Consider the following 24210-nt stretch of genomic DNA (forward strand, 5'->3'; position numbering starts at 1 on the left):
TCCTGTCATTTAAAGGCCTAAAATCTCTCTCGCTTCATCGGTAGACGCAATATTGCCGCCAAGTTCTTCGACAATATGAACGGCTTTTTCAACAAGTTGCACATTGCCGGAACAAAGTTCGCCCTTTTTAATGTAAACGTTATCTTCCATGCCCACGCGTACATGACCGCCGGCAACAAAGCTTTGCGCGAGCATAGGATATTCCATGCGGCCAATACCGAAAGCGGCCCAAACCGCGTTATCAGGAAGTTGCGATTTCATATAAAGCATCGATTCAGAATTAGCAGGTAAGCCAAAACGCACACCCATCACCATTTGCACCATAACAGGGTTTTTAATAACGCCTTCGGCAATAAAGTGATTAAGCAAGTGCATGTCGCTGCTATTGAAAACTTCGATTTCCGGTTTTACGCCAGCGGCATAAATAATATCCGCCATGATTTTTAAATTTTCCGGTGAATTGATCACGGCGGCTTGTCCGGACCACATGGTGTTTAAATCAAGTGTACATATTTCCGGTTTTAGTTTTTCAATATGCGAAACACGTAGTTCCGGACGGCAAAGTGTTGAATTTTCCGCCGCAATTTTCGGGTTTTCTTTACCTGGAACAAATCGTCCACCTTCACCAGTTGTAAGGTTTAAAATCACATCCGTGTTTTTTTCGCGGATGCGTGTCACCATTTCATCATAAAGATCAAAATTCATTGACCCTTTTCCGGTTTCCGGATCACGAACATGAAGATGCAAAATTGCCGCACCTGCGTCGGCGGCTTTAAGTCCTTCTTCAGCGATTTCCTTTGGTGTGATAGGCAGTGCCGGGTTCATTTCCTTGCTGGTGAGGTTACCTGTTACCGCACATGTGAGGATCCTTTTGGTCATTTTGATACCTTGCTTAATATTGTTTCGAGTGAATTTTTAACTGTTTCCACGATGATGGTTAGTTCATCATCGGTGACTGTATAGGGTGGGGCGAGCAATATATGATCACCGCGAATGCCATCCACGCATCCATTTGATGGATAACTGAGCATACCATTTTCCAGAATGTCAGACTTGAGTTTGGCGGATAGGTTCGCTTCGGCGGGGAAAGGCTCTTTGGTGGTTTTGTCTTTGACGACCTCGAGCCCCCAGAATAAGCCGCGACCGCGTATATCGCCAATATTTGGATGATCTTCAAATTCAGCACGCAGCATGGATTCAAGTTTTTGCCCTTGTGTACGAACATTGCCAAGTAGCTGATCTTCTTCGATCACCTTTAACACGGCAAGTGCACCAGCGCATGCAATGGCGTGGCTCATGTAAGTATGGCCATTCCAAAGGTTACCACTCCCGTCTTGAATGGCGTCTATCACTTTTTCGGATGCCAGTACGGATGCAATTGGTTGGTAACCGGCACCAAGTCCCTTGGCAATTGTATATATGTCGGCGGTGACGCCTTCCCATTCCATGGCGAACAGGCGGCCGGTTCGGCCAATGCCGCACATGACCTCATCCGCGATGAAAAGAACGCCATATTGATCACAGATTTCGCGGATACGTTTGAAATATCCTGGCGCTGCTGGCTCTGCACCAAGGGATGCGCCGGATACGGGTTCTGCAACAAAGGCAGCAACTGTTTCTGGGCCTTGTTTTAATATTTCTTCCTCAAGCGTATTTGCCATTCTGATACCAAATTCTTCTGGTGTTTCATCGTCACGTTTGAAGCGGTACGCGTAACATGGTGGAATGTGATGCACATCAATCAATAAAGGTGCAAATGGTTCCTGTCTTTGTTTATGGCCGCCCGTTGCAAGGGCACCAAGTGTATTGCCATGATATGATCTGTCGCGTGCGATAATCTTGCTGCGCTGTTTATCGCCACGTTCAAGGTGATATTGACGAGCGAGTTTTAATGCGGCCTCCATCGCTTCTGATCCGGAACCCAAAAACATGGCGCGACCATTGCCAAAACCTTCTGGTGCGTTTTGGATAAGATATGTTGCTAGTTCCTCAGCCGCTGTGTTTGAAAATACGCCTGTGTGGGCAAATGAAACCTTGTCCAATTGGTCTTTGATCGCCTGAATAACACGGTCATTAGTATGACCAAGGCAGCTAACGGCAGCACCGCCGCTTGCGTCAAGATAACGTTTGCCGTTTTCGTCAATAAGGTAGTTTCCATCTGCGCTATCGACAATAGGGACGGGTTTGCTAATATTCCGATGTAGTACATGTGACATAATCTTATCCAATAAATATAAAAAGTTTTATATATCAAACTTACGTTTAATTATAAAACAATATTGCAATAAATGACAATAGGGAATATAAAGAAAATATGACACGACCTTTTGAAAATATCAGAATTCTCGATTTGACCCATGTATTGGCGGGGCCGTTTTCTACTTATCAGTTTGCGCTTCTTGGTGCAGACGTGATTAAGGTCGAAGCTCCAAACGCACCGGATTGTGCCCGTGGGCGCGGTCCTGATGGTAATCTTAATAATGATCTGCGTGGTCTTAATTATCAGGTGCAGGCTTCCAATAAACGCGCAATGACCCTTGATTTAAAAACGGATAAGGGGCGGAGTGTTTTCAAAAAAATGGTGAAGAAAACTGATGTTCTTGTGGAAAATTACCGTACGGGCGCGCTTGGGTCACTTGGTCTTGGGTATGATGAATTAAATGCATTAAATCCGAAACTTATTTATTGCTCATTAACTGGGTATGGTGATTACGGCGACCGTGCTATGGTTAATGCATATGATAATACCATTCAGGCAACCAGCGGAATTATTGAACAATCGGGTGGTCACAAACCCGGCGTGTCTTTTGTTGATTATGCGGCCGGGTATAACGCGGCATTTGCTATTTCGGCGGCGCTTCATCAAAGAAATACAACGGGCAAAGGCACACACATAAGTTCATCAATGCTTGAAGTTGCCATGACCATGATGGCGCCTGAGGCCGCCGCCGCACTTCATCCGGTAAAAATAAAACGTGATAAAGAAGCGGGTATTAGTGCGTATCAGACTTCTGAAGGCATTTTGATGATTGGTGCCTTTACACCGGATCAAAACTGCCGCATGTGGGAAATGTTAGGGTCGCAAGGATATAAAATTGATGCTGCATTTAAAGAAACGAATGACTGGGAAGCGTTATGGGAAAAGACATCCGCGATAAAAGAAACGCTTACGTATCAGCCAATACATGAACCCAAAGGCAAAATGGAAGAATATGATACTGCCGCCTAATGCGATAGCCTTTCCTCTGTTCATCTCATGAAGATTGGTAATGTACCAGTAGATTATCCCTCCGGAGACAAGTATCACAAAAAAAGAGATAAGAAATACAAGAAGGTATGACCTTATCTTACCAAGCCATCCACGGTCTGACCCTGATTGAAGCCATCCCGCAAAAATCTCAAGGATTATCTCTAAGACAAACTGCACTATGTTCCCCCTTACAACTCATTTCGTTGAGTTTTGTTACAAGAATATTCTCATTCTAATACTAACTGAAAGCCTTATCAAACATTCAATGTAGTAAACAACGAAAGGCAGATAATGGACGGAATGTGGATTGTTGGAAAAACATTAAAGCAAAACATCAAGAAACTTTGATAAAGCTATGTAATTGAAAATAAAGGGAAAATCTGGCGGAGAGGGTGGGATTCGAACCCACGAAGGGCTTGCACCCTTGCTGGTTTTCAAGACCAGTGCATTCAACCGCTCTGCCACCTCTCCATATAAGATTGCAACTGGTTGTGCGTGAAGAGAGGATTTAAAGGATCATGATCAATAGGTCAAGAACAGAATGTGCTTTTTTTGTTATTTTATTTTTTTTTAGGCAAATTTCGTATTTGCCTTTGAAACGCCATGATTTATGACCTATATATATTGGCATATATTTAACCATAAAAAATTCGCAAAAATACTCGCATAATATAAGGGCAGATAAGTGATCAGAGCTTTTTTCATTTTAATAATTTCAAGTCTATTTCTTAGTGGTTTTTCGGTGGCAAGCGCGCAGCGTCAAGTGCCGGATAATCCGGTTCCGTTTGAAGAGTGGCTCGAAGGATTAAAAGCGGAAGCAAAAGAGAACGGTATTTCTGATCAGATTCTAAATGCTGCCTTTGATGGTCTTACACCAAACCCGAAGGTTGTTGAGCTGGATCGTCGTCAGCCGGAATTTACACAAACATCTGCGCAATATCTTGAAAAACGCGTTAGTCCGTTAAGGATTAAAAATGGCCGTAAGAAAATGGCTGAATTTAAAGATGTTCTTGATCCATCTGCGAAAAACATTGCAGTGCAAAAAAGATTTATTGCCGCAATTTGGGGGATGGAAACAAATTACGGGACCTATACCGGCAATTTTAACATCGTTCGTTCGTTAATGACGCTCGCGTATGATATGCGTCGCAGTAGTTTTTTTAGAAAAGAACTTTTAAAAGCGCTTCAGATTTTGGAAGAAGGACATATCGCCCCAGATGAAATGATCGGGTCATGGGCCGGTGCAATGGGCCAGGGGCAATTTATGCCAACAAGTTTCTTTGCCTATGCCTATGATATGGACGGTGACGGTAAAAAGAATATCTGGACCAATGAAGCGGATGTTTTTGGATCAATTGGTAATTATCTGTCGGTGCATGGATGGCGACCTGATCAAACATGGGGCAGGGAAGTGAAGCTTCCGGATGATCTTGCGGCGCGTCAGGCTCTTGTTGATTTAACCCATGAACCAAACCCACCAAGGTCATGTAAGCGTGCCTTAAGTGACCATAGTAAGAAGTATTCGCTTGATGAATGGCAGGAAATGGGCGTACGTAACCTTGATGGTAGCGATCTTCCGAAAGTGACAAGTACCAATATCGAAGCAACACTTTTGATGCCAATGGGTGTCGAAGGGCCGGCATATTTGACATATCAGAATTTCCGTTCCATTCTGACTTATAACTGCTCTAACCTTTATGCATTGGGCGTAAGTTTGCTATCAGATGAATTGAAATAGGCACAAAAGATGGAATTTAAGAAATTATCAGCATTGTTTCTTTGTACTGCCGTTCTTAGTGCCTGTGGTGGTGAGGGGGAGTTACAAACATCTGCGCCGCCAGCACCAAGTGGTGAAGGAAGTTATAAAGTCGGTGATCCATATCAAATTGCTGGAAAATGGTATACGCCAAAAGAAGACCCCGATTATAACCAGGTTGGTATTGCGTCATGGTATGGACCTGATTTCCATAATAAACAAACGGCCAATGGTGAAATCTTTAATATGAATGATTTGACGGCGGCGCATACGACGCTTCCGATGCCGAGTTATGTCCGGGTAACGAACCTTGCTAATAACCGTTCGTTAATCTTAAAAATTAATGATCGTGGCCCGTTTGTTGGTAACCGTATTATTGATGTATCCCGTAGAAGCGCGCAGCTATTGGGTTTTGAAGAACGCGGTACAACACGTGTTCGGGTTGAGGCCGTATCAGGGCCAGATGCACCAGTGCAAGTCGCAAGATCATCTGAACCACCACCCCTTGAAAGACAATCCGTCGCAAAAGTAGAGGTTGCCACATTAGAAGTTTTAGAGCCATTGCAAGTTGAGACAACACCAGCACAAATCGCCGCAATTGATCCGGGGCCAGCAGCACCGGAAGCGGGTGATGAAATTTTTGTGCAAGTTGGTGCCTATAGTCAGATCGGTAATGCATCGCGTGCAATTACTGCTGTGAAACATTTGGGCTCAATCGCCATGGAAGGTGTCACGCTAAACGGCAGAAAATTATATCGGGTACGAATTGGCCCGCTTCATACAACAACATCCGCAAACGCCGCACTAGAGCAGGTGCTGGCGTTAGGGCATAATACCGCCAAAGTCGTATTTGATTAATAGGCAGGAATACAGGAAATAAGGTAATTTATAATCATGAATAAAATGACAATGAAAAAATCATTTAAGCTTCTTGCTTTTACCGGGCTTGCGACAGTTACGGCAATGGGGGGTGCTTTTGCGCAAACATTTTCAAGCCCTGCGAAACAGGCGATATTGATCGAAGCATCCACAGGTGATGTATTATTCGAAAAAAATGCTGATGAGCAAATGACGCCTTCATCCATGAGCAAGCTGATGACTGTTTATATCGCTTTTCAACAGTTAAAAAGCGGCGCATTAAGTCTGGATGATGAATATTATGTTGAAAATACACCGGACTGGCAGCAATGGCGCAACACCAGCACACAGGACCGTGGGTCAACCATGTATGTGAATGCAGGTGATACTGTTACCATTGGTGATCTTCTACGTGGTATCATTGTTCAATCTGGTAATGATGCATGCGTACAGCTTGCGCTGGCGATTGCGGGTGATGTTGGTGTTTTTGTCAATATGATGAATGATGAAGCAGGACGTCTTGGTTTAACGGCAAGTAATTTCGTTAACACAAACGGCTGGCCTGACCCTGACCATTATATGTCCGCACGTGATATTGCGACATTGTCATTAGCACTTGCGACAGAATTTCCTGAATATTATTCAATGTTTGCTGAAAAACAGTTTAGTTATGCGGGGGTAAACCAGCCAAACCGTAACCGTCTTTTATACCGCATGGAAGGGGCCGATGGCCTTAAAACCGGACATACAGAGGCCGGTGGATATGGCCTTGCGTCATCTGCGGTGAGTGAAGATCGTCGTTTGGTGCTCGTTGTCAATGGTATGACAAGCGATAATGCCCGTGTTGGTGAATCAACAAGACTTCTGAATTATGGTTTTCGCAATTTTGGCATCTATGACATGCTGAAGGCCGGACAAGTTATTGATGAAGCCAACGTTTGGCTTGGTGAAGAGGCAACCGTACCACTTGTCGCAGAAGAGGGCGTAACGCTTTCAATGAACAGGCAAGCCCGCCGTAATATGACCGCCAAAGTGGTTTATGATGGCCCAATCCCGGCACCAATTCAGGCGGGGCAACCAATTGCTACGCTTGAACTTTCAGCAGAGGGCATGGAAACAAAATCATATCCGCTTGTTGCTGGAAAAGATGTTGAGGTTCTTGGTGGTATGAGCCGGATTAAAGCGGCATTAGGTTACATGATTATGGGTTCAACGGGTGACTGATCCAGTGGCTGGCAAAGGGCGTTTCATTACATTTGAAGGTGGCGAGGGGGTTGGTAAATCGACCCAGGTACGTATCCTTTTTGAAAAATTGATGGAACGCGGCATTGATTGTCTGCTTACCCGTGAACCGGGTGGATCAACGGGCGCAGAAGAGGTCCGTGAATTACTTGTTAAGGGTGGAACCGATAAATGGCATCCAATGACGGAAGCGCTTCTTCATAATGCGGCGCGTGCAGAACATCTTGAAAGCACTGTTAAACCAGCGATAAAAGATGGTACATGGGTTATTTCTGATAGATACGCGGATTCAACCCTTGCTTATCAAGGGTATGGTCAAGGTGTTGAAGTTGAAACACTTTTGAAACTTCACGCAATTTCGACAGCAGATTATTGGCCGGATTTAACCATTGTGCTTGATGGGAACGAGCTTCACCGCGCTATAGAACGTGAAGAAGAAAGTTTTGATAAAGAAGATCGCTATGAACGCATGGGTGAAGATTTTCATGAAAGACTTCAGAGAAGTTTCGTTGATATTGCAAATAAAAATCCAGAACGTTGCGTTCTTATAAGCGCGAATGGCACTATTGATGAGGTGGCGGCCCGTGTTTGGCTGGCTGTACAAGATAGATTGGGACTTTAAATGATAAGAGCATTATTCACATTTCTTTTTCTAATGATCTTAAACGGATGTGGCACCATTACACAGGATTGCACCAGTCTTTCAGGTGATCGTGACGCATACCGTAATTGCATTGCGATACAAGGGGATCAGGCGGCCCAATATGAACTTGGTTTAGCTGCATTTGAAAATCGTGAATATGCAACTGCCATTAGCTGGTTTAAGCGTGCTGCTGATAATAAACCGGTTGGCAGTAATACGAATTATGCCGCATCGCAGCCATTGACGGACCCACGTACATCCCCAAGATATGCGCCGGAATTTACCAAGACAGAAGTTAAAATGTTGCCTGGCCACCGTGGGGCGCAGCGAATGCTTGTCGATATTTATGAGAAAGGATTGGGTGTAACAGCCGATCCTGAACAAGCACAAAAATATCGTGATATGATTAATCAGCTATAAAAGTTCAATTATCCAAATTTACCGATAGCCATTTAATTCCATTTAATGTTACATAGATTGCATGGATATCGATGTTAATGAATTAAGGCGTAATACGCAGGACCTTGTCGGGCATGAGCATGCGGAAAAATTATTTCTGGATGCGTATAATGCTGACAAAATTCATCATGCATGGATGATAACGGGACCCCAGGGGATCGGTAAAGCGACGCTTGCTTTTAAAGTCGCGCGTTTTTTATTGAATAATCCGCCAATTGATGATCAAGGGCCGGGATTGTTCGGTGATGTTCTTGAAAAAACGGAACTTCTTTCATTAAAAACCGATATGGATAATCCGGTAAACAGTCAGATCACAGCAGGCAGTCATCCGGATTTAATGATTGTTGAACGTACAGAAGATCCAAAAACGGGAAAATTACGCAGCAATATCCTTGTGGATGATGTTAGAAAAATTAATGAATTTTTCCACAAAACATCAACGGACGGTGGTTGGCGTGTTGCACTTGTGGATACCGCAGATGAAATGAATAGAAACGCGGCGAACGCGATCCTTAAAATCTTGGAAGAACCGCCTGCCAATTCAATTTTAATTATTCTTGCCAATGCACCGGGAAGGCTTTTGCCGACCATTAAATCCCGTTGTCGTATGCTCCCGTTAAAACCGCTTAAATCAGACACGGTGAAGGAAATTCTAACCAAGCATTTTCCTGACAAGGAAGATAACGTCATTGATGGTTATGTTGCCCTTTCAAACGGTAGCCCCGGTTATGCAATTTCATTGATTGAGCATGAGGGATTAAAGGTCTATAGCGAAATTCTGGGTCTTCTTTCGACGATGCCCAATATCAATGTGCCGTTGATGCATGATTTTGCGACCGCCATCACAACCAAGAAAGCAGGGGATACATTCCATCTGTTTTCAGAACTGCTTTCACATTTCATTAGCCGGATGATTAGACACGTTAGCTATTTAAATACTGATCATACCCATAATATTAAAGAAGCCCTTACAGAAGAATTCGCACTTATGGAAGAGCTGGGAACGAATATTCCGCTTGATCAATGGGCAGAGCTGTGGGAAAAGATATCCGAAAAAATGGCAACGGCTGACAGACTTCATATGGATAAGAAACAAACAGTTATCGATATTCTGAATATGATTAATTCGGCCATTAGAAAAAACTAATTAATAGCCTTCAGTTAAATAGAAAGAATAAATTATGTCATCGAATGACGCATTTTATATTACAACACCGATTTATTATGTGAATGATATCCCGCATATTGGACATGCATATACAACACTTGCCTGTGATTTTATGGCACGTTTCAAAAGACTAGATGGCTATGATGTGATGTTCCTAACGGGAACTGATGAACACGGGCAAAAAGTTGAAAAGTCAGCAGAAGCCGCAGGCAAAACCCCAATTGAATTTTGCGATCAGGTGTCCCAAAGGTTCCGTGAACTTGCGGAATTTATGAATTTTTCAAATGATGATTTTATTCGCACAACAGAAGAGCGCCATATCAAGGCCTGTCAGGCATTATGGACGAAATTAGAAGAAAACGGTCACATATATCTTGATAAATATGCGGGTTGGTATTCGGTTCGTGATGAAGCCTTTTATGGTGAAAAAGAATTAATTGAGGGCGATGACGGTGAAAAACTTGCCCCAACAGGTGCGCCTGTTGAGTGGGTTGAGGAAGAAAGCTATTTCTTTAAGCTTTCTGCATTTGAAGATAAGCTTCTTGAATTTTATGAGAGTATCGACCCGACAGTGCTGCCGAAAAGCCGAAAGAACGAAGTGAAAAGCTTCGTAGAAGGTGGCCTTCGTGATTTATCCGTATCACGTACCAGTTTCAAATGGGGCGTTCCTGTCCCCGGCAATGACAAGCATATTATGTATGTATGGATTGATGCGCTTACCAATTATATGACGGCAGTTGGTTATCCGGATATGGATTCTGACAGTTTCCAGAAATTCTGGCCTGCGGATATCCATATGGTTGGTAAAGACATCCTGCGTTTCCACGCGGTATATTGGCCGGCGTTCCTTATGGGGGCGGGTATTGAACCAGGTAAACGAGTGTTCGCCCACGGTTGGTGGACCAACGAAGGACAAAAAATTTCAAAATCACTTGGCAATGTGATTGACCCATTCCAGATCGTAGAAGAATTCGGCCTTGATCAGGTTCGATACTTTTTAATGCGTGAAGTACCATTTGGTAACGATGGTGATTTTAACAAGCAAGCAATGATCAACCGTATTAATAGTGACCTTGCGAACGACCTTGGTAACCTTGCGCAGCGTAGCTTAAGTATGATTTTCAAAAACTGCGATGGTGCGATGCCGACGCCGGGCGATCTAAACGATAATGATAAAGCAATCCTTGCTGATCTTGATGCGTTATTGCCAAAAGTGCGTGAATTTATGGATGTGCAAGCATTCAACAAAGCACTTGAAACCATTTGGAAGGTCGTATCAGACGCAAATGGATATTTTGCAGGCGAGGAACCATGGGCATTGAAGAAAACTGATCCTGACCGCATGGGGACGGTGCTTTATACAACCGCAGAAATTATCCGTCAGATTGGCATTATCATTCAACCGATTATGCCGGATAGTGCAGCAAAGCTACTTGATCTATTAAAAATTCCAGCCGATGAGCGCGGTTTCGATAAGTTAGGAAGCGATCATAGACTGCCAAGTGGTACAGCCATGGATAAGCCGGAAGGCGTTTTCCCAAGATATGTTGCGGATAAAGAGTAATGAACAAGCCATTTATTGTGGATAGCCACTGTCATTTGAATTATGGCAATTTGGTGGATGACATGGACGGTGTGCTTGAACGTGCGGCGGAAAATGGCGTTGGTACCATGCTTGCGATTAATGCGCGCCTTAAGGAATTCGATGACGTGCTTAAAATTGCGGATGCGCATGATCATATCTGGGCAACAGTCGGTAGTCATCCACATGATGCAGAAGAAGAATATGGCATTACCGCAGAAGAATTAATCGAAAAAGCAAAACATCCGAAAGTGGTTGGTATCGGTGAAACGGGTCTTGATTATTATTATGACCGCTCACCACGTGATAAACAGAAAGATAATTTTATCGCCCATATCGAAGCAAGCCGTGAAACCGGGTTACCGCTAATTGTGCATGCACGTGACGCGGACGAAGACTGCGCCCGTATCATGCGCGAAGAAATGGAAAAGGGTGTATATCCGGCCGTAATCCATTGCTTTACGGCAAGTGAATGGTTTGCACGTGAAAGCCTTGATATCGGTTGTTATATTTCAATTTCCGGCATTGTGACCTTTAAAAGCGCGAAAGAATTGCAGGAAGCTGTGAAAATTATCCCGCTTGAAAAAATGCTGATCGAAACGGATTCGCCGTTTTTGGCGCCGGTTCCAATGCGTGGTAAACCATGTGAACCGTCATATGTAATGCATACAGCGGAATTTCTGGCGAACCATATGGGCGTTGAATATGAGGAAATCGCCAAAGTCACCACAGATAATTTCTTTGAATTATTCAGTAAAACCAAAAGACCGGATATTTCATGAAAGTCACGATATTAGGATGCGGTACATCGCAAGGCGTTCCCAGAATTGGCGGTAAGCTGAATAATGGTTGGGGCAATTGTGACCCGAATAATCCTAAAAACCGCAGACGTCGTGCATCTATCATGGTGGAGCAGGGTGATACCCGACTGATTGTGGATACAGGCGCCGATTTTCGTGAGCAGGCATTAAGCGCAGGCATCACAACTCTTTCCGGTGTGCTATATACCCATGATCATGCGGATCATACCCACGGTATTGATGATCTTCGGGCCTTTGCCCAAAACATGAATGAAAATGTCAATATTTATGCAAACGCTCATACGCTTGACGTTTTAACCAGTCGTTTTGGTTATATCTTTTCCGGACGTAAAGGATACCCATCTATATGCAAGGCCAACGAAATTGACCTTAATCAATTCAGCATCGGGGATATTGATGTAAAACCGCTTGAACTGATTCACGGGGGTATTATTTCATATGGATACCGGTTTGGAAATGTATGTTATTGCACCGATTTCAATGATATCCCTGAAAGCAGTTTTGAAATGTTGGAAGGGCTTGATTTATGGATTGTGGATTGCTTGCGTTATACGCCGCATCCGACCCACAGTCATTATGAACAAACACTTGCATTCATTGAAAAATTTAAACCAAAACAGGCAATCCTTACCCATATGATGGCCGATCTGGATTATGAAACATTAAAAAATGATTTGCCAAATGGCATTCAACCCGCCTATGACGGGATGGTTATTGAATTATAAGGATATAAGGCCGCATCAATGGAAAATGTAAAACGTAATATATTTCTGCTTTCTATGGCGCAATTTGTGCTGCTTGCATCCGTTGTGACGGTAATTACATATTCGTCGCTTGTGGGTATGATGCTTACGAATGATACAGCGCTCGCGACCATTCCATCTGCTACTGCGTTTCTTGCAACAGCATCTTTTGCTTTTCCAGCATCAATGTTTATGAAACGATTTGGCCGTAAGGCGGGTTTTGCCTTTGGTGCGGTATGTGGTGGCCTTGCCGGGTTGTTCGCGGTTATGTCGATTTATATGGAAAGCTTTGCACTTCTTTGTTTTGCAACATTTGTTCATGGTATTTATCAAGCATTTGCCAACTTTTACCGATTTACTGCGATGGAAGTTTCGCCAATATCATTCCATAAACAGGCTGTATCCTACGTTATTTTAGGTGGTGTACTTGCTGGACTTAGCGCGCCGACACTCGCGGGCTTTTTTGAAAGCAATTATTTCGAACCGATCCAATATGCGGGCACTTATTGTCTGATTATTGCGCTTAGTATTGTAGCGCAGTTCTTGATTTATAATATTAAATTACCACCACGGAAAAAAGTTGCGGATGATCATGTTCCTGTTTCCAATCCAAAATTAATGGATGTTTTAAAACGTCCTGCGTTTATTTGTGCATCATTAAGTGCAACGGCTGCATATGGTTCCATGTCATTCATTATGACGGCAACCCCGCTTGAGGTCGTTGAGGTTTGCGGATACTTGGTTTCAGATGCCGCAGGGGTTATTCAATGGCATTCAATGTCCATGTTTGCACCCGCTGTCATTACGGGAACGTTAATCGCGCGTTATGGGTCAGTGAAAATTATTCTTCTTGGCATGATTGGTATGCTTGTTTCTACACTTGCAGCGAAACAGGGGTTAGAGCTTTATAATTTCTATGCGGCCTTGATCTTAATCGGTATGGGCTGGAATTTCATGTTTACTGCAGGAACAACCCTTCTGGAGCATGCCTATAACGAAGAAGAAAAAGCATATGTGCAAGGTTTGAACGATTTGGTTGTGTTTGGGCTTGCGGGACTTGCGACGCTTTCAAGCGGATTTATGCTTGACCGTGTGGGATGGAACGTCATGAATAATATCGTGATCGGTATTTTGTTTACTCTGCTGTTTGTTATAATCTGGTTCACAAAGGTTCGTGATAGCGGGCCTAAGGATAGGAAAGAAGCTGTTATTTAAAAGGGGATAACCATGTTTCGTTATGTATCAATAATATTTTTTGTTTTGTTTGCTAGTCTTTCTGTGCATGCAGAAACAGTAAAAGTAAAACTTGAAACCACAATGGGTGATATCCATATTGATCTATATGCTGATAAAGCACCGAACACAGTGGACAATTTTCTTAAATATATTGATGCCGGTCTAATGGGCGAAGGTTCTTTTTACCGCGCCGTAAACTTGCAGAATCAAGTACGAAAAGATGTATTAATCGAAGTCATTCAAGGTGGTATTGGTGGCAGTGATGTAGATGGGTATGGTGCAATATCATTGGAACGTACACGTGACACAGGGCTTAAGCATCTGGACGGTACCATTTCAATGGCCCGTGGCGGTCCTGATACTGCAACATCAGAATTTTTCATCTGCATCAATGACCAACCAAGTCTTGATTTCGGTGGTGAACGAAACGCAGACGGGCAGGGCTTTGCTGCATTTGGTCAAGTAACCAAAGGTATGGAAGTAGTTCGTGCTATTCAAATGGCACCGACTGAAGAAGGCAGTGAAACTATTGTTGAGCCAGTAAAATTTATTTCATTTACAAGAGAATAACGTAAATGCGTGATCCGCTCGAAGTTACCATCACGGTTAATACGGCCTTTAGTCCCGGTAAATCAATTTTTGATGAAAAGGGATTTAAGCCCGTCGGAAAAAGATCCATCTTAGGCGAGGTGGAGGGCGTTGGTCATGGTCTTGATTTTATCCTGAATACATTTGAAAACCATAATATCAAAAGCAGTTTTTTTGTTGATGCGGCACAGCACTGTTATTTCGGTCATGAACCGATGCAGGAAATTGTGGATAAAATTAAAAAGGCAGGACAGGATACTCAATTACTTGTTCATCCGTTCTGGTATTATTTCGACGAAGGAGGCGAATTTCCGCGTGATGATTCTCTTGCGGACAGGTCAGTGGATGAACTTAAGCAAATTATCTCGAAGTCTGTTGTTGAATTTGAAAAGCTTACCGGCAAAAAGCCGTCGGCGTTTCGTTCAGCGAATGGTGCGGTGGATCCGAATTTATATAAAGCACTTTCTGAACTTGAAATTGGCATCAGTTCAAGTGTTGCTATCGAAAAGTTTATCCCGTACGGGAAAAAGTTTCTTTTAAATGGTGGCAGGCATAAGTTTGAAGACGTGACGGAAATTCCGCATTTTACCTATCAAGATATGGATAACATGGGCGGATACCCGAAAAAGACGTTGCAAATCGCAACATGCTCCTGGCGAGAAATGCGTTCAATTCTTAAAAAAGCCTATCAAGGCGGAATGCCGCAGATTGTGGTTTTGATGGAACCTTCTGATTTTATTAAGAAAAAAGATCATCAGTTCCTCGAGATAACAAGAAACAGGGTCAATCAGCAAAGATTGATCAAATTGTGTGAGTTTATTAATGAAAATAGCGATGAATATGTTGCTGTTGATTTTGAAAGTAATGCCGAGCGCTGGCAACAAACGCAATTAAAAAATATTGACCGATTTAGAATCCCCACAAGGTATCGTAATTTCAGAAAAATTGAGAATATGTTGAATCGACTATTCTGGAATTATTAATAAACATGCTTAATAATTTTTTTAAAATTCCCTAAAATCCGCGCTTCAAAAGGTGGATAAAATTTCTACTATTTACAATGAGTGATAATAAGTTAAATTAATACGGTTTTTTACCGAAAAAGCATTGCAAATTGATGCCAATGTCGGTAAACAAGGCTCGCATGCTATGCGAAGGGTAAAGGGGAAACGACTGAACTTTGATTTTATATTCTGGATCAAGGCTTTTTTCTTTGCTCATTTAGTTATTGCTAACGCGTTAAAAATATTAATCGAACCCATTACGAGGTTTATGTATGACTACACATGATGACGTTGTTGAAGAAAGACGTAATTTTCTTTATCTAGCCACTACTGCAGCTGGTGCTGTGGCTGCTGGCGGTGCGGCTTGGCCTTTGATCGATCAAATGAATCCATCAAAAGACGTTCTTGCACTATCTTCTATCGAAGTTGACCTTTCCAAAATCCCTGTTGGCACAAGCGCTGTATTCCTATGGCGTGGTAACCCAGTTTTTGTGCGTCACCGCACAGAAGAAGAGATCGCCCGCGCACAAGCAGACGATGCTGCAGATGATTTGATTGATCCGGAAATTGACGCAGACCGCGTACAACGCCCAGAGTGGCTTGTAATGAGTGGTGTTTGTACTCACCTTGGCTGTGTTCCGCTTGATCAACAAGGCGAATTTGGCGGTTGGTTCTGCCCATGTCACGGTTCTCACTATGATATCTCTGGTCGTATCCGTAAGGGTCCGGCACCACTTAACCTACCGGTTGTGGAATATGAGTTCATGAGCGATACATTAATCAAGATCGGATAAGGATAAAAAATGGCTTCAGATAAAAAATTCGAACCAACGAATCCGACAGCGAAATGGGTGGAAGATCGTCTACCTATCATGGGTTTGATTTATAGTTCATTAGGGGCTGGATACAATGCTCCTCGTAATCTTAACTACTGGTATAACTTCGGTGTTCTTGCCGGCTTTATGCTTGTTGTACAAATCATCACAGGTATCATCCTTGTAATGCATTATGTGCCACATGTTGATCTTGCGTTCGACAGTGTGCAGCACATCAGACGTGATGTTAACTATGGTTGGCTAATTCAAGCGGTTCACGCGAATGGTGCCTCCATGTTCTTCATTGTGGTTTATATCCACATTCTTAGAGGTTTCTACTACGGTTCTTATAAAGCACCACGTGAAATCCTATGGTTCCTCGGCATTATCATTTATCTTCTTATGATGGCAACTGGCTTTATGGGCTATGTTCTTCCATGGGGTCAAATGAGTTACTGGGGTGCGAAGGTTATTACAAACCTATTCAGTGTGTTTGACTTTATCCCATTCATTGGTGATGGTCTTGTGAACTGGTTATGGGGTGGTTTTGCGGTTGATCAACCAACACTGAACCGTTTCTTCAGCCTTCACTACCTACTACCATTTGTTCTTGTGGGTGTTGTTATTCTTCACGTATGGGCGCTTCATATCCCGGGTTCAACTAACCCACTTGGTATTGATGCAACTGGTAAGCACGACAAAGTGCCATTCCACCCATACTACACAGCAAAAGACGCATTTGGTCTTGGTGTTTTCATCATTTTCTTTGCTGGCTTTGTTTTCTACATTCCGGATTTCCTAGGTCATCCAGATAACTATGTAAAAGCAAACCCGCTTGTAACACCTGCACACATCGTGCCTGAGTGGTATTACCTACCGTTCTATGCGATCCTTCGTGCGATCCCGAATGCTTTCCTTGGTGTTGTTGCAATGTTTGGTTCAATCCTGATCCTATTTGCAATGCCATGGCTTGATGGTTCACGCATTCGTTCAATGCGCTTCCGTCCGCTATCTAAGTTCTTCTTCTGGTGTTTCGTTGTAAACGGACTATTCCTTGGCTACCTTGGTCAAAGATCACCTGACGATGTACTTGCACTTGGCGTGACAGCATTAACATATGCACAAGTATCAACATTCTTCTACTTTGCTTACTTCGTAGTGGTAATGCCGCTAGTCAGCAGAATGGAAACAACGAAACCAGTACCAACCAGCATTGCTGCTGCCGTACTTGAAGAAAATAAGAAGGGCTAATAACAATGATGAAAAACATCAAAATTAAAGGCCTTATGGCAACACTGGCTGCTGCAACAATGTTTGTAAGTGGCGCAGAAGCAGCAACATCAACTGCGGCTCATCCAGAGCGTAACGAGTACACATCTGCTGGTATCTTCGGTAAGTGGGACATCGCGTCAATTCAACGTGGTCTTCAGGTTTACCAAGAAGTTTGTGCAGCATGTCACTCAATGGATCTGGTTGCTTTCCGTACACTTGGTGATGTTGGTTACAACGAAGACGAGATCAAAGCGATCGCAATCGAGTATGAATATGAAACACTCGATGAAGATGGTGAAATTACTTTCCGTCCTGGTCTACCGTCTGACTATTTCCCGGCACCATTTGCCAACGAAACAGCAGCACGCGCAGCCAACAATGGCGCTCTTCCACCTGACTTCTCGACAATGGTAAAGGCAAGAGAACATCTTGCGTTTAACCCAATGAGCAGCACATACGGTGAAGATTATATCGTTGCGCTGATGACTGGTTACGAAGATGAAGCACCAGAAGGTTTCGAACTAATGGCTGGTCTTTATTACAACCATTATTTTGAAGGCAACCAAATTGCGATGGCTCCGCCACTATTTGATGACATGGTTGAGTATGCCGACGGCACACCAGCAACTGTTAAGCAAATGGCGTATGACGTAGCGAACTTCATGGCGTGGGCATCTGACCCAACTATGCAAGAGCGTAAGCAAATGGGTCTTAAAGTGATGCTATTCATGTTTGTATTTGTGATCCTACTATACTTCACAAACAAGCGTGTTTGGGCACGTGTGAAAAAAGGCGAAGATATCGATCCTTCAAACGTTTAAGATATTGTCTTAAATCACTAAATAGTTTTAAATGTAAGGGCTGCCAAATTTGGTGGCCCTTATTTTTTGTGTACTAGCGGGAGAAGAAATGACAAACGTCTTGGGAATAATTGGCGGTAGCGGTCTTTATGATATTGAAGGGATAGAAAACCCACAATGGATTGCTGTTGATAGCACATTTGGGGAAACTTCCGATGAATTGCTGGTGGGTTTCGTTGATGGCTTAAAAGTGGTATTTCTGCCGCGTCATGGCCGTGGTCATAAGATATCCCCATCTAATATCAATTACCGCGCCAATATCGACGCTATGAAACGTGCTGGGGTAACCGACATTGTCAGTATCAGTGCATGCGGGTCTTTCCGTGAAGAAATGGCGCCCAGAGATTTTGTTATTGTTGATCAATTCATCGATAGGACATTTGCACGTAAAAAAACATTCTTTGATGATGATGTAGTTGCCCATGTTTCTGTTGCGCTTCCAACATGCGGGAACTTAAGCGATGTTGTTGAAATGGCAGGGAAAGATATTGATGTAAAAATTCATCGTGGTGGTACGTATCTCGCTATGGAAGGACCACAATTTTCATCACTGGCAGAATCACATATGTACCGCAGTTGGGGCTGTGATGTGATCGGTATGACCAATATGCCAGAAGCCAAGCTCGCGAGGGAAGCTGAAATTTGTTATGTCACAGTGGCAATGGTCACCGATTATGATAGCTGGCATCCCGATCATGGCGAGGTAGATGTTACGGAAATCATCAAAACGCTAGGTCAGAATTCAGCCAACGCAAAGACGCTTGTAGGAAATATTGCAAAGGGTTTAAAAGCCGCTGAAAACAGACACCCTTGTGTACAAGGATGCGATCATGCACTTGAATTTGCAATTATGACCCAGGATATCAATCCAGAAACAAAAGCAAAATTATCAGCCGTTGCGGGAAGGGTACTAAATAAATGAGCTGGATTAAAGATTATGTCAGAACCATTCCCGATTACCCACATGAGGGCATTATGTTCCGTGATGTCACAACCATATTTGAAAGTGATGAAGCATACCCGCGCATGATTGATGAATTTGTTGCCCATTACCGTGATAAAGGGATCAATAAAATTGCGGGGATAGAGGCGCGCGGATTTATCCTTGGTGGTGCGATCGCCCATATGCTTGGGATTGGGTTTATTACCATCCGCAAGAAGGGAAAATTACCCCATGACACCCATACCGAAGAGTATGAGCTAGAATACGGCACAGACGCATTAGAGATCCATGTGGATGCTATAAACGAAGGTGATAACATTCTTATCGTTGATGATCTTATTGCCACTGGTGGTACCGCAATTGCTGCGCTGAAACTTATTAACAGGGCAGGCGGTAAGGTTAGTGATGCTTGTTTTATTATTGATTTACCGGAATTGGGGGGGAGCAATGCATTAACCGAAAAAGGATGTGATGTATTTTCATTAGCGCAGTACGAAGGGCTATGATTAGTCTTAAATTCTAGTTTTTGCGTTAAAGCGTCAGTTTTCTGAGATCAAACTATAGTTGTGCTGTCGAAGTTATTTTCATTTTAAGCTATACTTTCAATAAATTCATAAAAAAATTTATGAATATTGGAGGGACATATAAATGAGAATCTTAAAAAAAATAGCTCCACTTTTAGTGCTGATTGCAGGTGCCGTTGTATCTGTGATGATTATTAATTCAAAAGAACAGCCGCAAAGTCAGGAAGTCGAAACCAAACCCCGTAACATTAAGGCTGTCGTTGCAAAGAGCGGTGATGTTGAATTAAAGGTCTTAACCCAAGGGTCGGTGAGAGCAAGACAAGTTATTAATATTGTCCCTCAGGTTGCTGGCCAAATCACATATGTTTCACCAAAATTTGTTGCTGGTGGTAAATTCAAAGAGGGTGAGGTCATAATCAGGATTGACCCACGAGATTATGAAGTTGCCGTCATTGCCGCAGAAAGCCAAATCGCAGAAAGCCTACAAAGGTTAGAAGAAGAAAAGGCAGAAGCCGCGCTTGCATTATCAGAATGGAACGAATTGGGGCAAGGCGAAGCAAGTGACCTAACGTTAAGGAAACCGCAACTCGCTAGGGCAGAAGCGCAATTAAAAGCAAGCGAAGCAAGCTTGCTTACAGCCAAGTTAAATCTGGAAAGATCAGTTATCAAAGCACCATTTAATGGATTGCTTACATCAAAAAATGCTGATCTTGGGCAGTTTTTAAGTCCCGGTATTCAGATTGGAGAATATCATTCAACAGACATTCGTGAAGTGCGATTGCCGCTTTCCCCGCTCGACAGGACCAAGGTTGATTTAACCAGCCTTAAAGATGGGAATGGTCAGCTTGATGTAAAATTCACTGTTTCAATTGGCGAAACCACCAATACATGGATGGGGAAAGTGGTTCGAACCGAAGGTATGATTGTGAATAACACAGATATATTGTGGGTTGTTGCTGAACTATCTGGGGCTCAATTGAGTTCTATTGAAAATGGTGAATTGATTGAAATCGGACAGTTCGTCAATGCTGAAATCAGCGGAAAATCATTATCAGAAACGGTAATATTGCCGCGCGCCGCATTAAACCAAGGCAGCAATGTTATGGTTGTTGACGAAAATAATGCTTTAAGAACTCAAAAAGTTACCTTAATGGACACCAACCGTGATTTCATTGTTGTTTCAAGCGGGGTAAATCCGGGGGACATCATTAACACCACACAGTTAGGCGCCGGAATGGATGGTATGCTTGTTAATGCAACGATTGAAGAAGGCGTAAACTGATGGGTATCGTCAAATGGTTTGTTAAAAATCCGGTCGCTGCTAATCTTTTGATGATCATCATATTGGCTGGCGGTATTTTGGGGATGTTCAGGGTTGGAAAGATAGCAAATCCGCCCATCATGGGACCAATTGTTGAAGTGTCCCTCGTATATCCAGGTGCTGGTCCCGAAGAGGTTGAAGAACGCATCATCGTCCGCATAGAAGAGGCCGTTTATAATATCGACGGTGTAAAACGACTTGAGGCGCGGGCCGTAGATAGTTTTGGTCAAGTGTTGATTTTTGCGGAAGAGGGGTACGACCTTGATAAATTGCTTAACGAAGTAAAGGCAAGGGTCGATGCAATAAATACATTCCCCAGAACGCCTGAACGCCCACAAATCAGACAGTTAAAAGGTGAACAACCCGTACTTAGGATTGCAATTACAGGTAACTTTGACGAAAGAGGTTTGAAAGAAATCACCAGACGTGTCCGTGATCAGATATCAACCGTCGAAGGTGTAAACCGTATCGATTTACAAGGGGTAAGAAACTACGAAGTATCCATTGAAATATCTGAGTTTGGTCTTCAGAAATATGGATTAAGTTTTGATCAGGTTGCAAACGCAGTGAAGCAATCGTCGGTCAATATGCCAGCAGGACGGGTTGATAACGAAGCCGGACAAATTCAAATCATGACCCGCGGACAAAGTTACGTAGAAGAAGATTTTGAAAATATTGTCGTACATAAAGGGGCGGACGGCACACGTGTTTTATTAAAAGATGTTGCGACCATTAAGGATGATTTTGAACAGAATAAATATCAGCTAAGTATGGATGGTCGCCGTGCAACAAGCCTTAGGGTGATTGCAGGCGATAATCCGGATACGGTAAAGCTAAGCCGTGACGTTAATAAATTCCTTGATGATGTGGTAAGACCCTCATTACCAGAGGGCACAGAAGTTATCGTTTATAATGATAATTCTGAAAGTTTTGCAAGCAGATTGAATATGATGCTTTGGAATTTAATTTCCGGTCTTGCCTTGGTTTTCATTGGGCTTAGTTTGTTTTTGACGCCTGCTTTGGCCGGTTGGGTTTGTGTGGGCATATTGGTTTCCTTTATGGGGACTTTCTTTATGTTGCCGTATCTTGATATGTCCTTAAATATGATTAGTCTGTTTTCATTTATTCTCATATTGGGGATTGTGGTGGATGATGCGATTATTGTTGGTGAAAATGTTCATAGGCAAAATCAGAAAGGCTTCCTTGGTGAAGAGGGGGCCATTAAAGGGGCAACAATGATTGCCAAGCCTGTGATATTTTCTGCTATTACGACCATGATATTCTTTTCACCGATGATGTTTGTTGAAGGCTTTATCAAACAAGTCGTGATTTATATTCCTGTTGTTGTGATTTTAACGCTTTCTTTCTCACTGTTTGAAAGTTTGCTTATCTTGCCATCGCATTTGCGTCATGGTTACAGCAGTGTTCCCGGCAGATTAAACCGCATGGTGACGGCATTTTTTGAATTCTTTGGAATTCGTAAGATATTCGCATATTTAAGAGGAAAAGCGGCAGCAGGTCTTAGTTACTTTGTTGAAAATTTTTATTTGCCATCACTTTATGCGGTTTTAAAACGCAAAGGCATGGCCATTGCGTCTTTTATCTGTGCATTCATGATATTCGTTTCACTGCAGCTTGGTGGTATCGTTGGTTCTGCATTTATGGTCAATATTCCAGGGGATAGAATTTTTGTTGTTGTCGACTATCCGATGGGTGCGCCATATGAAGATCTGGTGAATGCTATGACAGAACTTGAAAAGTCAGCAGAGCTTTTGAAAATTGATCTTGAAAAAGAATTCCCCGGCGAAGAAATAATTCATCATATTGAGGCAAGTACAAACCATGGCCAAGCGCAAGCATTTGTGAATTTATATCTTAAACCGTCCGAGGACCGTGAACTTACAATCGGTGATATCGTAAGCAGATGGCGTGCGTTTGAACCTTATATTCCGGATGCTAAAAACATCAGTTGGGACGAGGGGGGCGGTTCAACACGCCTTAATGTTCGCTTATCATCCGCTGACATTGCCCAATTGGAAGAGGCAAAACAGGAAATGAGAGATAAGTTCTCATCATATTCCAGTGTGTTTTATGTAACCGATACCGGGGCGGCGGCTGAATCAGAAGCGGTATTAAAATTATTACCAAAGGGCGAGAATTTAAATTTGAGCCTTGCTGATCTTGGCCGTCAGGTAAGGCAAGCCTTTTACGGCGAAGAAGTTCAACGTATTCCACGCGGTGCTGATGACGTAAAAGTAATGGTGCGCTTGCCGGAAAGTGACAGACGTTCATTTGATACGCTTGATCAATTAAGAATAAGAACACCTGATGGGTTAGAGGTGCCATTTAATTCGGTAGCAACCGTAACATATCGGCCAGCGCCCACACAGATTATCAGAAATGGGCGTCAGCGTAATGTGGATGTCATCGGTATTATCGGTGAAGAAAATAAAACGGATGTTGCAAACATCGTTAGCGATATGCGTGACGGCTTTTTTCAGGAAATGGAAGAAAAATACCCGAATGTCGACGTCTCATTTGCAGGCGGGCAGGAAGAACAAGATGACTTTATGCAGTCACTCGCCATTAATTTTATCATTGGCCTGTTCATTGTTTATTGTTTGATGGCGGTTGCCTTTAAATCATATTCCCAGCCGTTTATCATTATGATGGCGATACCGTTTGGTTATATGGGTTCAATCGTAGGGCATATCGTACTTGGGTATGATATCACGATCTTCTCCGTTCTTGGGATTGTTGCCGCGGCTGGTGTTGTTGTGAATGATAACTTGGTTTTACTGGATTATATCAATAAGTTACGTGAACGTGGGCAATCCGTATATGATGCCGTTACATACGCAGCCGGGGAACGGTTTAGAGCGATTTTCTTAACATCCTTTACTACTTTCCTTGGGCTTGTTCCTTTAATGCTTGAACAAAGCGCGCAAGCAAGAGAGATGGTCCCAACCGTTGTTTCATTAGCGTTTGGGGTGCTGTTTGCAACGACAGTAACATTGTTCTTGGTACCAGTTTTATATTTATCCATTGTGGGCTTTAAAAGAAGAGCATCTAATCTTTTCTCTAAGAATAATGCAGTTAACCAAGAAGCATCAGTTGGTGAATAA

Annotated in this window: 22 protein-coding genes and 1 tRNA gene; 20 read left to right on the plus strand and 3 right to left on the minus strand. The window is 42.9% G+C overall.

The window, feature by feature from the left end; genetic code table 11:
- Window positions 1-9 precede the first annotated feature (9 nt).
- On the minus strand, window positions 10-879 hold the full coding sequence (locus KW060_RS05925; protein WP_249035449.1) for a beta-keto acid cleavage family enzyme: 870 nt from the start codon (window positions 877-879) through the stop codon (window positions 10-12).
- Window positions 876-2216 carry an aspartate aminotransferase family protein gene (locus KW060_RS05930; protein WP_249035450.1) on the minus strand — a complete coding sequence of 447 codons (1341 nt, stop codon included), beginning with the start codon at window positions 2214-2216 and terminating at the stop codon, window positions 876-878. The genes KW060_RS05925 and KW060_RS05930 overlap by 4 nt, the downstream gene beginning before the upstream one ends.
- Before the next feature lie 98 nt (window positions 2217-2314).
- On the opposite strand from KW060_RS05930, the gene KW060_RS05935 reads away from it, so the two are divergent.
- Window positions 2315-3229: a CaiB/BaiF CoA transferase family protein gene (locus KW060_RS05935; protein WP_249035451.1), complete on the plus strand. Its 915-nt coding sequence runs from the start codon at window positions 2315-2317 to the stop codon at window positions 3227-3229.
- 402 nt (window positions 3230-3631) lie between these two features.
- On the opposite strand, the gene KW060_RS05940 is transcribed toward KW060_RS05935, so the two are convergent.
- Window positions 3632-3721, minus strand: a tRNA-Ser gene (locus tag KW060_RS05940).
- A 214-nt stretch (window positions 3722-3935) separates the two neighbouring features.
- Between KW060_RS05940 and KW060_RS05945 the strand changes: the two genes are divergently transcribed.
- The 19 genes from KW060_RS05945 to KW060_RS06035 all read left to right on the plus strand — a co-directional run bounded on the left by KW060_RS05945 (window position 3936) and on the right by KW060_RS06035 (window position 24210).
- Entirely contained in the window at window positions 3936-4988 is a 1053-nt protein-coding gene (locus KW060_RS05945) for a lytic murein transglycosylase (protein WP_249035452.1), read from the plus strand.
- A 9-nt stretch (window positions 4989-4997) separates the two neighbouring features.
- Window positions 4998-5864, plus strand: coding sequence for a septal ring lytic transglycosylase RlpA family protein (locus KW060_RS05950; RefSeq protein WP_249035453.1), 867 nt, complete (start codon window positions 4998-5000; stop codon window positions 5862-5864).
- 36 nt (window positions 5865-5900) lie between these two features.
- On the plus strand, window positions 5901-7088 hold the full coding sequence (locus tag KW060_RS05955) for a D-alanyl-D-alanine carboxypeptidase family protein (protein ID WP_249035454.1): 1188 nt from the start codon (window positions 5901-5903) through the stop codon (window positions 7086-7088).
- A complete protein-coding gene (tmk, locus tag KW060_RS05960; protein ID WP_249035455.1) occupies window positions 7081-7728 on the plus strand; it encodes a dTMP kinase in 648 nt (215 codons plus the stop codon). Before KW060_RS05955 ends, tmk begins: the two co-directional genes overlap by 8 nt.
- Window positions 7729-8169, plus strand: coding sequence for an SEL1-like repeat protein (locus KW060_RS05965; protein WP_249035456.1), 441 nt, complete (start codon window positions 7729-7731; stop codon window positions 8167-8169).
- A 61-nt stretch (window positions 8170-8230) separates the two neighbouring features.
- Entirely contained in the window at window positions 8231-9355 is a 1125-nt protein-coding gene (locus KW060_RS05970) for a DNA polymerase III subunit delta' (RefSeq protein ID WP_249035457.1), read from the plus strand.
- 34 nt (window positions 9356-9389) lie between these two features.
- Window positions 9390-10940: a methionine--tRNA ligase gene (gene metG, locus KW060_RS05975; protein ID WP_249035458.1), complete on the plus strand. Its 1551-nt coding sequence runs from the start codon at window positions 9390-9392 to the stop codon at window positions 10938-10940.
- Window positions 10940-11740, plus strand: a complete 801-nt coding sequence (locus KW060_RS05980) for a TatD family hydrolase (RefSeq protein ID WP_249035459.1) — start codon at window positions 10940-10942, stop codon at window positions 11738-11740. Before metG ends, KW060_RS05980 begins: the two co-directional genes overlap by 1 nt.
- Entirely contained in the window at window positions 11737-12504 is a 768-nt protein-coding gene (locus KW060_RS05985) for an MBL fold metallo-hydrolase (protein WP_249035460.1), read from the plus strand. The genes KW060_RS05980 and KW060_RS05985 overlap by 4 nt, the downstream gene beginning before the upstream one ends.
- Window positions 12505-12522: 18 nt before the next feature.
- The gene (locus KW060_RS05990; RefSeq protein ID WP_249035461.1) at window positions 12523-13737 is read left to right on the plus strand and encodes an MFS transporter; all 1215 of its coding nucleotides are present in this window, start codon (window positions 12523-12525) and stop codon (window positions 13735-13737) included.
- 12 nt (window positions 13738-13749) lie between these two features.
- On the plus strand, window positions 13750-14328 hold the full coding sequence (locus tag KW060_RS05995; RefSeq protein WP_249035462.1) for a peptidylprolyl isomerase: 579 nt from the start codon (window positions 13750-13752) through the stop codon (window positions 14326-14328).
- Between the two features lie 5 nt (window positions 14329-14333).
- Window positions 14334-15329: a polysaccharide deacetylase family protein gene (locus tag KW060_RS06000; protein WP_249035463.1), complete on the plus strand. Its 996-nt coding sequence runs from the start codon at window positions 14334-14336 to the stop codon at window positions 15327-15329.
- A gap of 293 nt (window positions 15330-15622) precedes the next feature.
- Window positions 15623-16144: a ubiquinol-cytochrome c reductase iron-sulfur subunit gene (gene petA / locus KW060_RS06005; RefSeq protein WP_249035464.1), complete on the plus strand. Its 522-nt coding sequence runs from the start codon at window positions 15623-15625 to the stop codon at window positions 16142-16144.
- A 9-nt stretch (window positions 16145-16153) separates the two neighbouring features.
- A complete protein-coding gene (locus tag KW060_RS06010; protein WP_249035465.1) occupies window positions 16154-17416 on the plus strand; it encodes a cytochrome b in 1263 nt (420 codons plus the stop codon).
- 5 nt (window positions 17417-17421) lie between these two features.
- Complete coding sequence (locus KW060_RS06015) at window positions 17422-18258, plus strand: cytochrome c1 (protein ID WP_249035466.1); 837 nt, start codon at window positions 17422-17424, stop codon at window positions 18256-18258.
- Between the two features lie 88 nt (window positions 18259-18346).
- Window positions 18347-19219, plus strand: a complete 873-nt coding sequence (locus tag KW060_RS06020) for an S-methyl-5'-thioadenosine phosphorylase (RefSeq protein ID WP_249035467.1) — start codon at window positions 18347-18349, stop codon at window positions 19217-19219.
- Window positions 19216-19746: an adenine phosphoribosyltransferase gene (locus tag KW060_RS06025; RefSeq protein WP_249035468.1), complete on the plus strand. Its 531-nt coding sequence runs from the start codon at window positions 19216-19218 to the stop codon at window positions 19744-19746. The genes KW060_RS06020 and KW060_RS06025 overlap by 4 nt, the downstream gene beginning before the upstream one ends.
- Before the next feature lie 142 nt (window positions 19747-19888).
- A complete protein-coding gene (locus tag KW060_RS06030) occupies window positions 19889-21046 on the plus strand; it encodes an efflux RND transporter periplasmic adaptor subunit (protein WP_249035469.1) in 1158 nt (385 codons plus the stop codon).
- A complete protein-coding gene (locus tag KW060_RS06035) occupies window positions 21046-24210 on the plus strand; it encodes an efflux RND transporter permease subunit (RefSeq protein WP_249035470.1) in 3165 nt (1054 codons plus the stop codon). Before KW060_RS06030 ends, KW060_RS06035 begins: the two co-directional genes overlap by 1 nt.

The organism is Pseudemcibacter aquimaris, assembly GCF_028869115.1.
GTDB lineage: Bacteria > Pseudomonadota > Alphaproteobacteria > Sphingomonadales > Emcibacteraceae > Pseudemcibacter > Pseudemcibacter aquimaris.

Bases quoted from the DNA above. Each gene is read 5' to 3' on its own strand.
- KW060_RS05995 (WP_249035462.1), top strand. From the start codon at position 13,750: ATGTTTCGTTATGTATCAATAATATTTTTTGTTTTGTTTGCTAGTCTT.
- KW060_RS05985 (WP_249035460.1), top strand. From the start codon at position 11,737: ATGAAAGTCACGATATTAGGATGCGGTACATCGCAAGGCGTTCCCAGA.
- KW060_RS06010 (WP_249035465.1), top strand. From the start codon at position 16,154: ATGGCTTCAGATAAAAAATTCGAACCAACGAATCCGACAGCGAAATGG.
- KW060_RS06015 (WP_249035466.1), top strand. From the start codon at position 17,422: ATGATGAAAAACATCAAAATTAAAGGCCTTATGGCAACACTGGCTGCT.
- KW060_RS05980 (WP_249035459.1), top strand. From the start codon at position 10,940: ATGAACAAGCCATTTATTGTGGATAGCCACTGTCATTTGAATTATGGC.
- metG (WP_249035458.1), top strand. From the start codon at position 9,390: ATGTCATCGAATGACGCATTTTATATTACAACACCGATTTATTATGTG.
- KW060_RS06000 (WP_249035463.1), top strand. From the start codon at position 14,334: ATGCGTGATCCGCTCGAAGTTACCATCACGGTTAATACGGCCTTTAGT.
- KW060_RS05930 (WP_249035450.1), bottom strand. From the start codon at position 2,216: ATGTCACATGTACTACATCGGAATATTAGCAAACCCGTCCCTATTGTC.
- petA (WP_249035464.1), top strand. From the start codon at position 15,623: ATGACTACACATGATGACGTTGTTGAAGAAAGACGTAATTTTCTTTAT.
- KW060_RS06025 (WP_249035468.1), top strand. From the start codon at position 19,216: ATGAGCTGGATTAAAGATTATGTCAGAACCATTCCCGATTACCCACAT.
- KW060_RS06035 (WP_249035470.1), top strand. From the start codon at position 21,046: ATGGGTATCGTCAAATGGTTTGTTAAAAATCCGGTCGCTGCTAATCTT.
- KW060_RS05965 (WP_249035456.1), top strand. From the start codon at position 7,729: ATGATAAGAGCATTATTCACATTTCTTTTTCTAATGATCTTAAACGGA.
- KW060_RS05970 (WP_249035457.1), top strand. From the start codon at position 8,231: ATGGATATCGATGTTAATGAATTAAGGCGTAATACGCAGGACCTTGTC.
- KW060_RS05950 (WP_249035453.1), top strand. From the start codon at position 4,998: ATGGAATTTAAGAAATTATCAGCATTGTTTCTTTGTACTGCCGTTCTT.
- KW060_RS05925 (WP_249035449.1), bottom strand. From the start codon at position 879: ATGACCAAAAGGATCCTCACATGTGCGGTAACAGGTAACCTCACCAGC.
- KW060_RS05955 (WP_249035454.1), top strand. From the start codon at position 5,901: ATGAATAAAATGACAATGAAAAAATCATTTAAGCTTCTTGCTTTTACC.
- KW060_RS05935 (WP_249035451.1), top strand. From the start codon at position 2,315: ATGACACGACCTTTTGAAAATATCAGAATTCTCGATTTGACCCATGTA.
- KW060_RS05990 (WP_249035461.1), top strand. From the start codon at position 12,523: ATGGAAAATGTAAAACGTAATATATTTCTGCTTTCTATGGCGCAATTT.
- KW060_RS06030 (WP_249035469.1), top strand. From the start codon at position 19,889: ATGAGAATCTTAAAAAAAATAGCTCCACTTTTAGTGCTGATTGCAGGT.
- KW060_RS06020 (WP_249035467.1), top strand. From the start codon at position 18,347: ATGACAAACGTCTTGGGAATAATTGGCGGTAGCGGTCTTTATGATATT.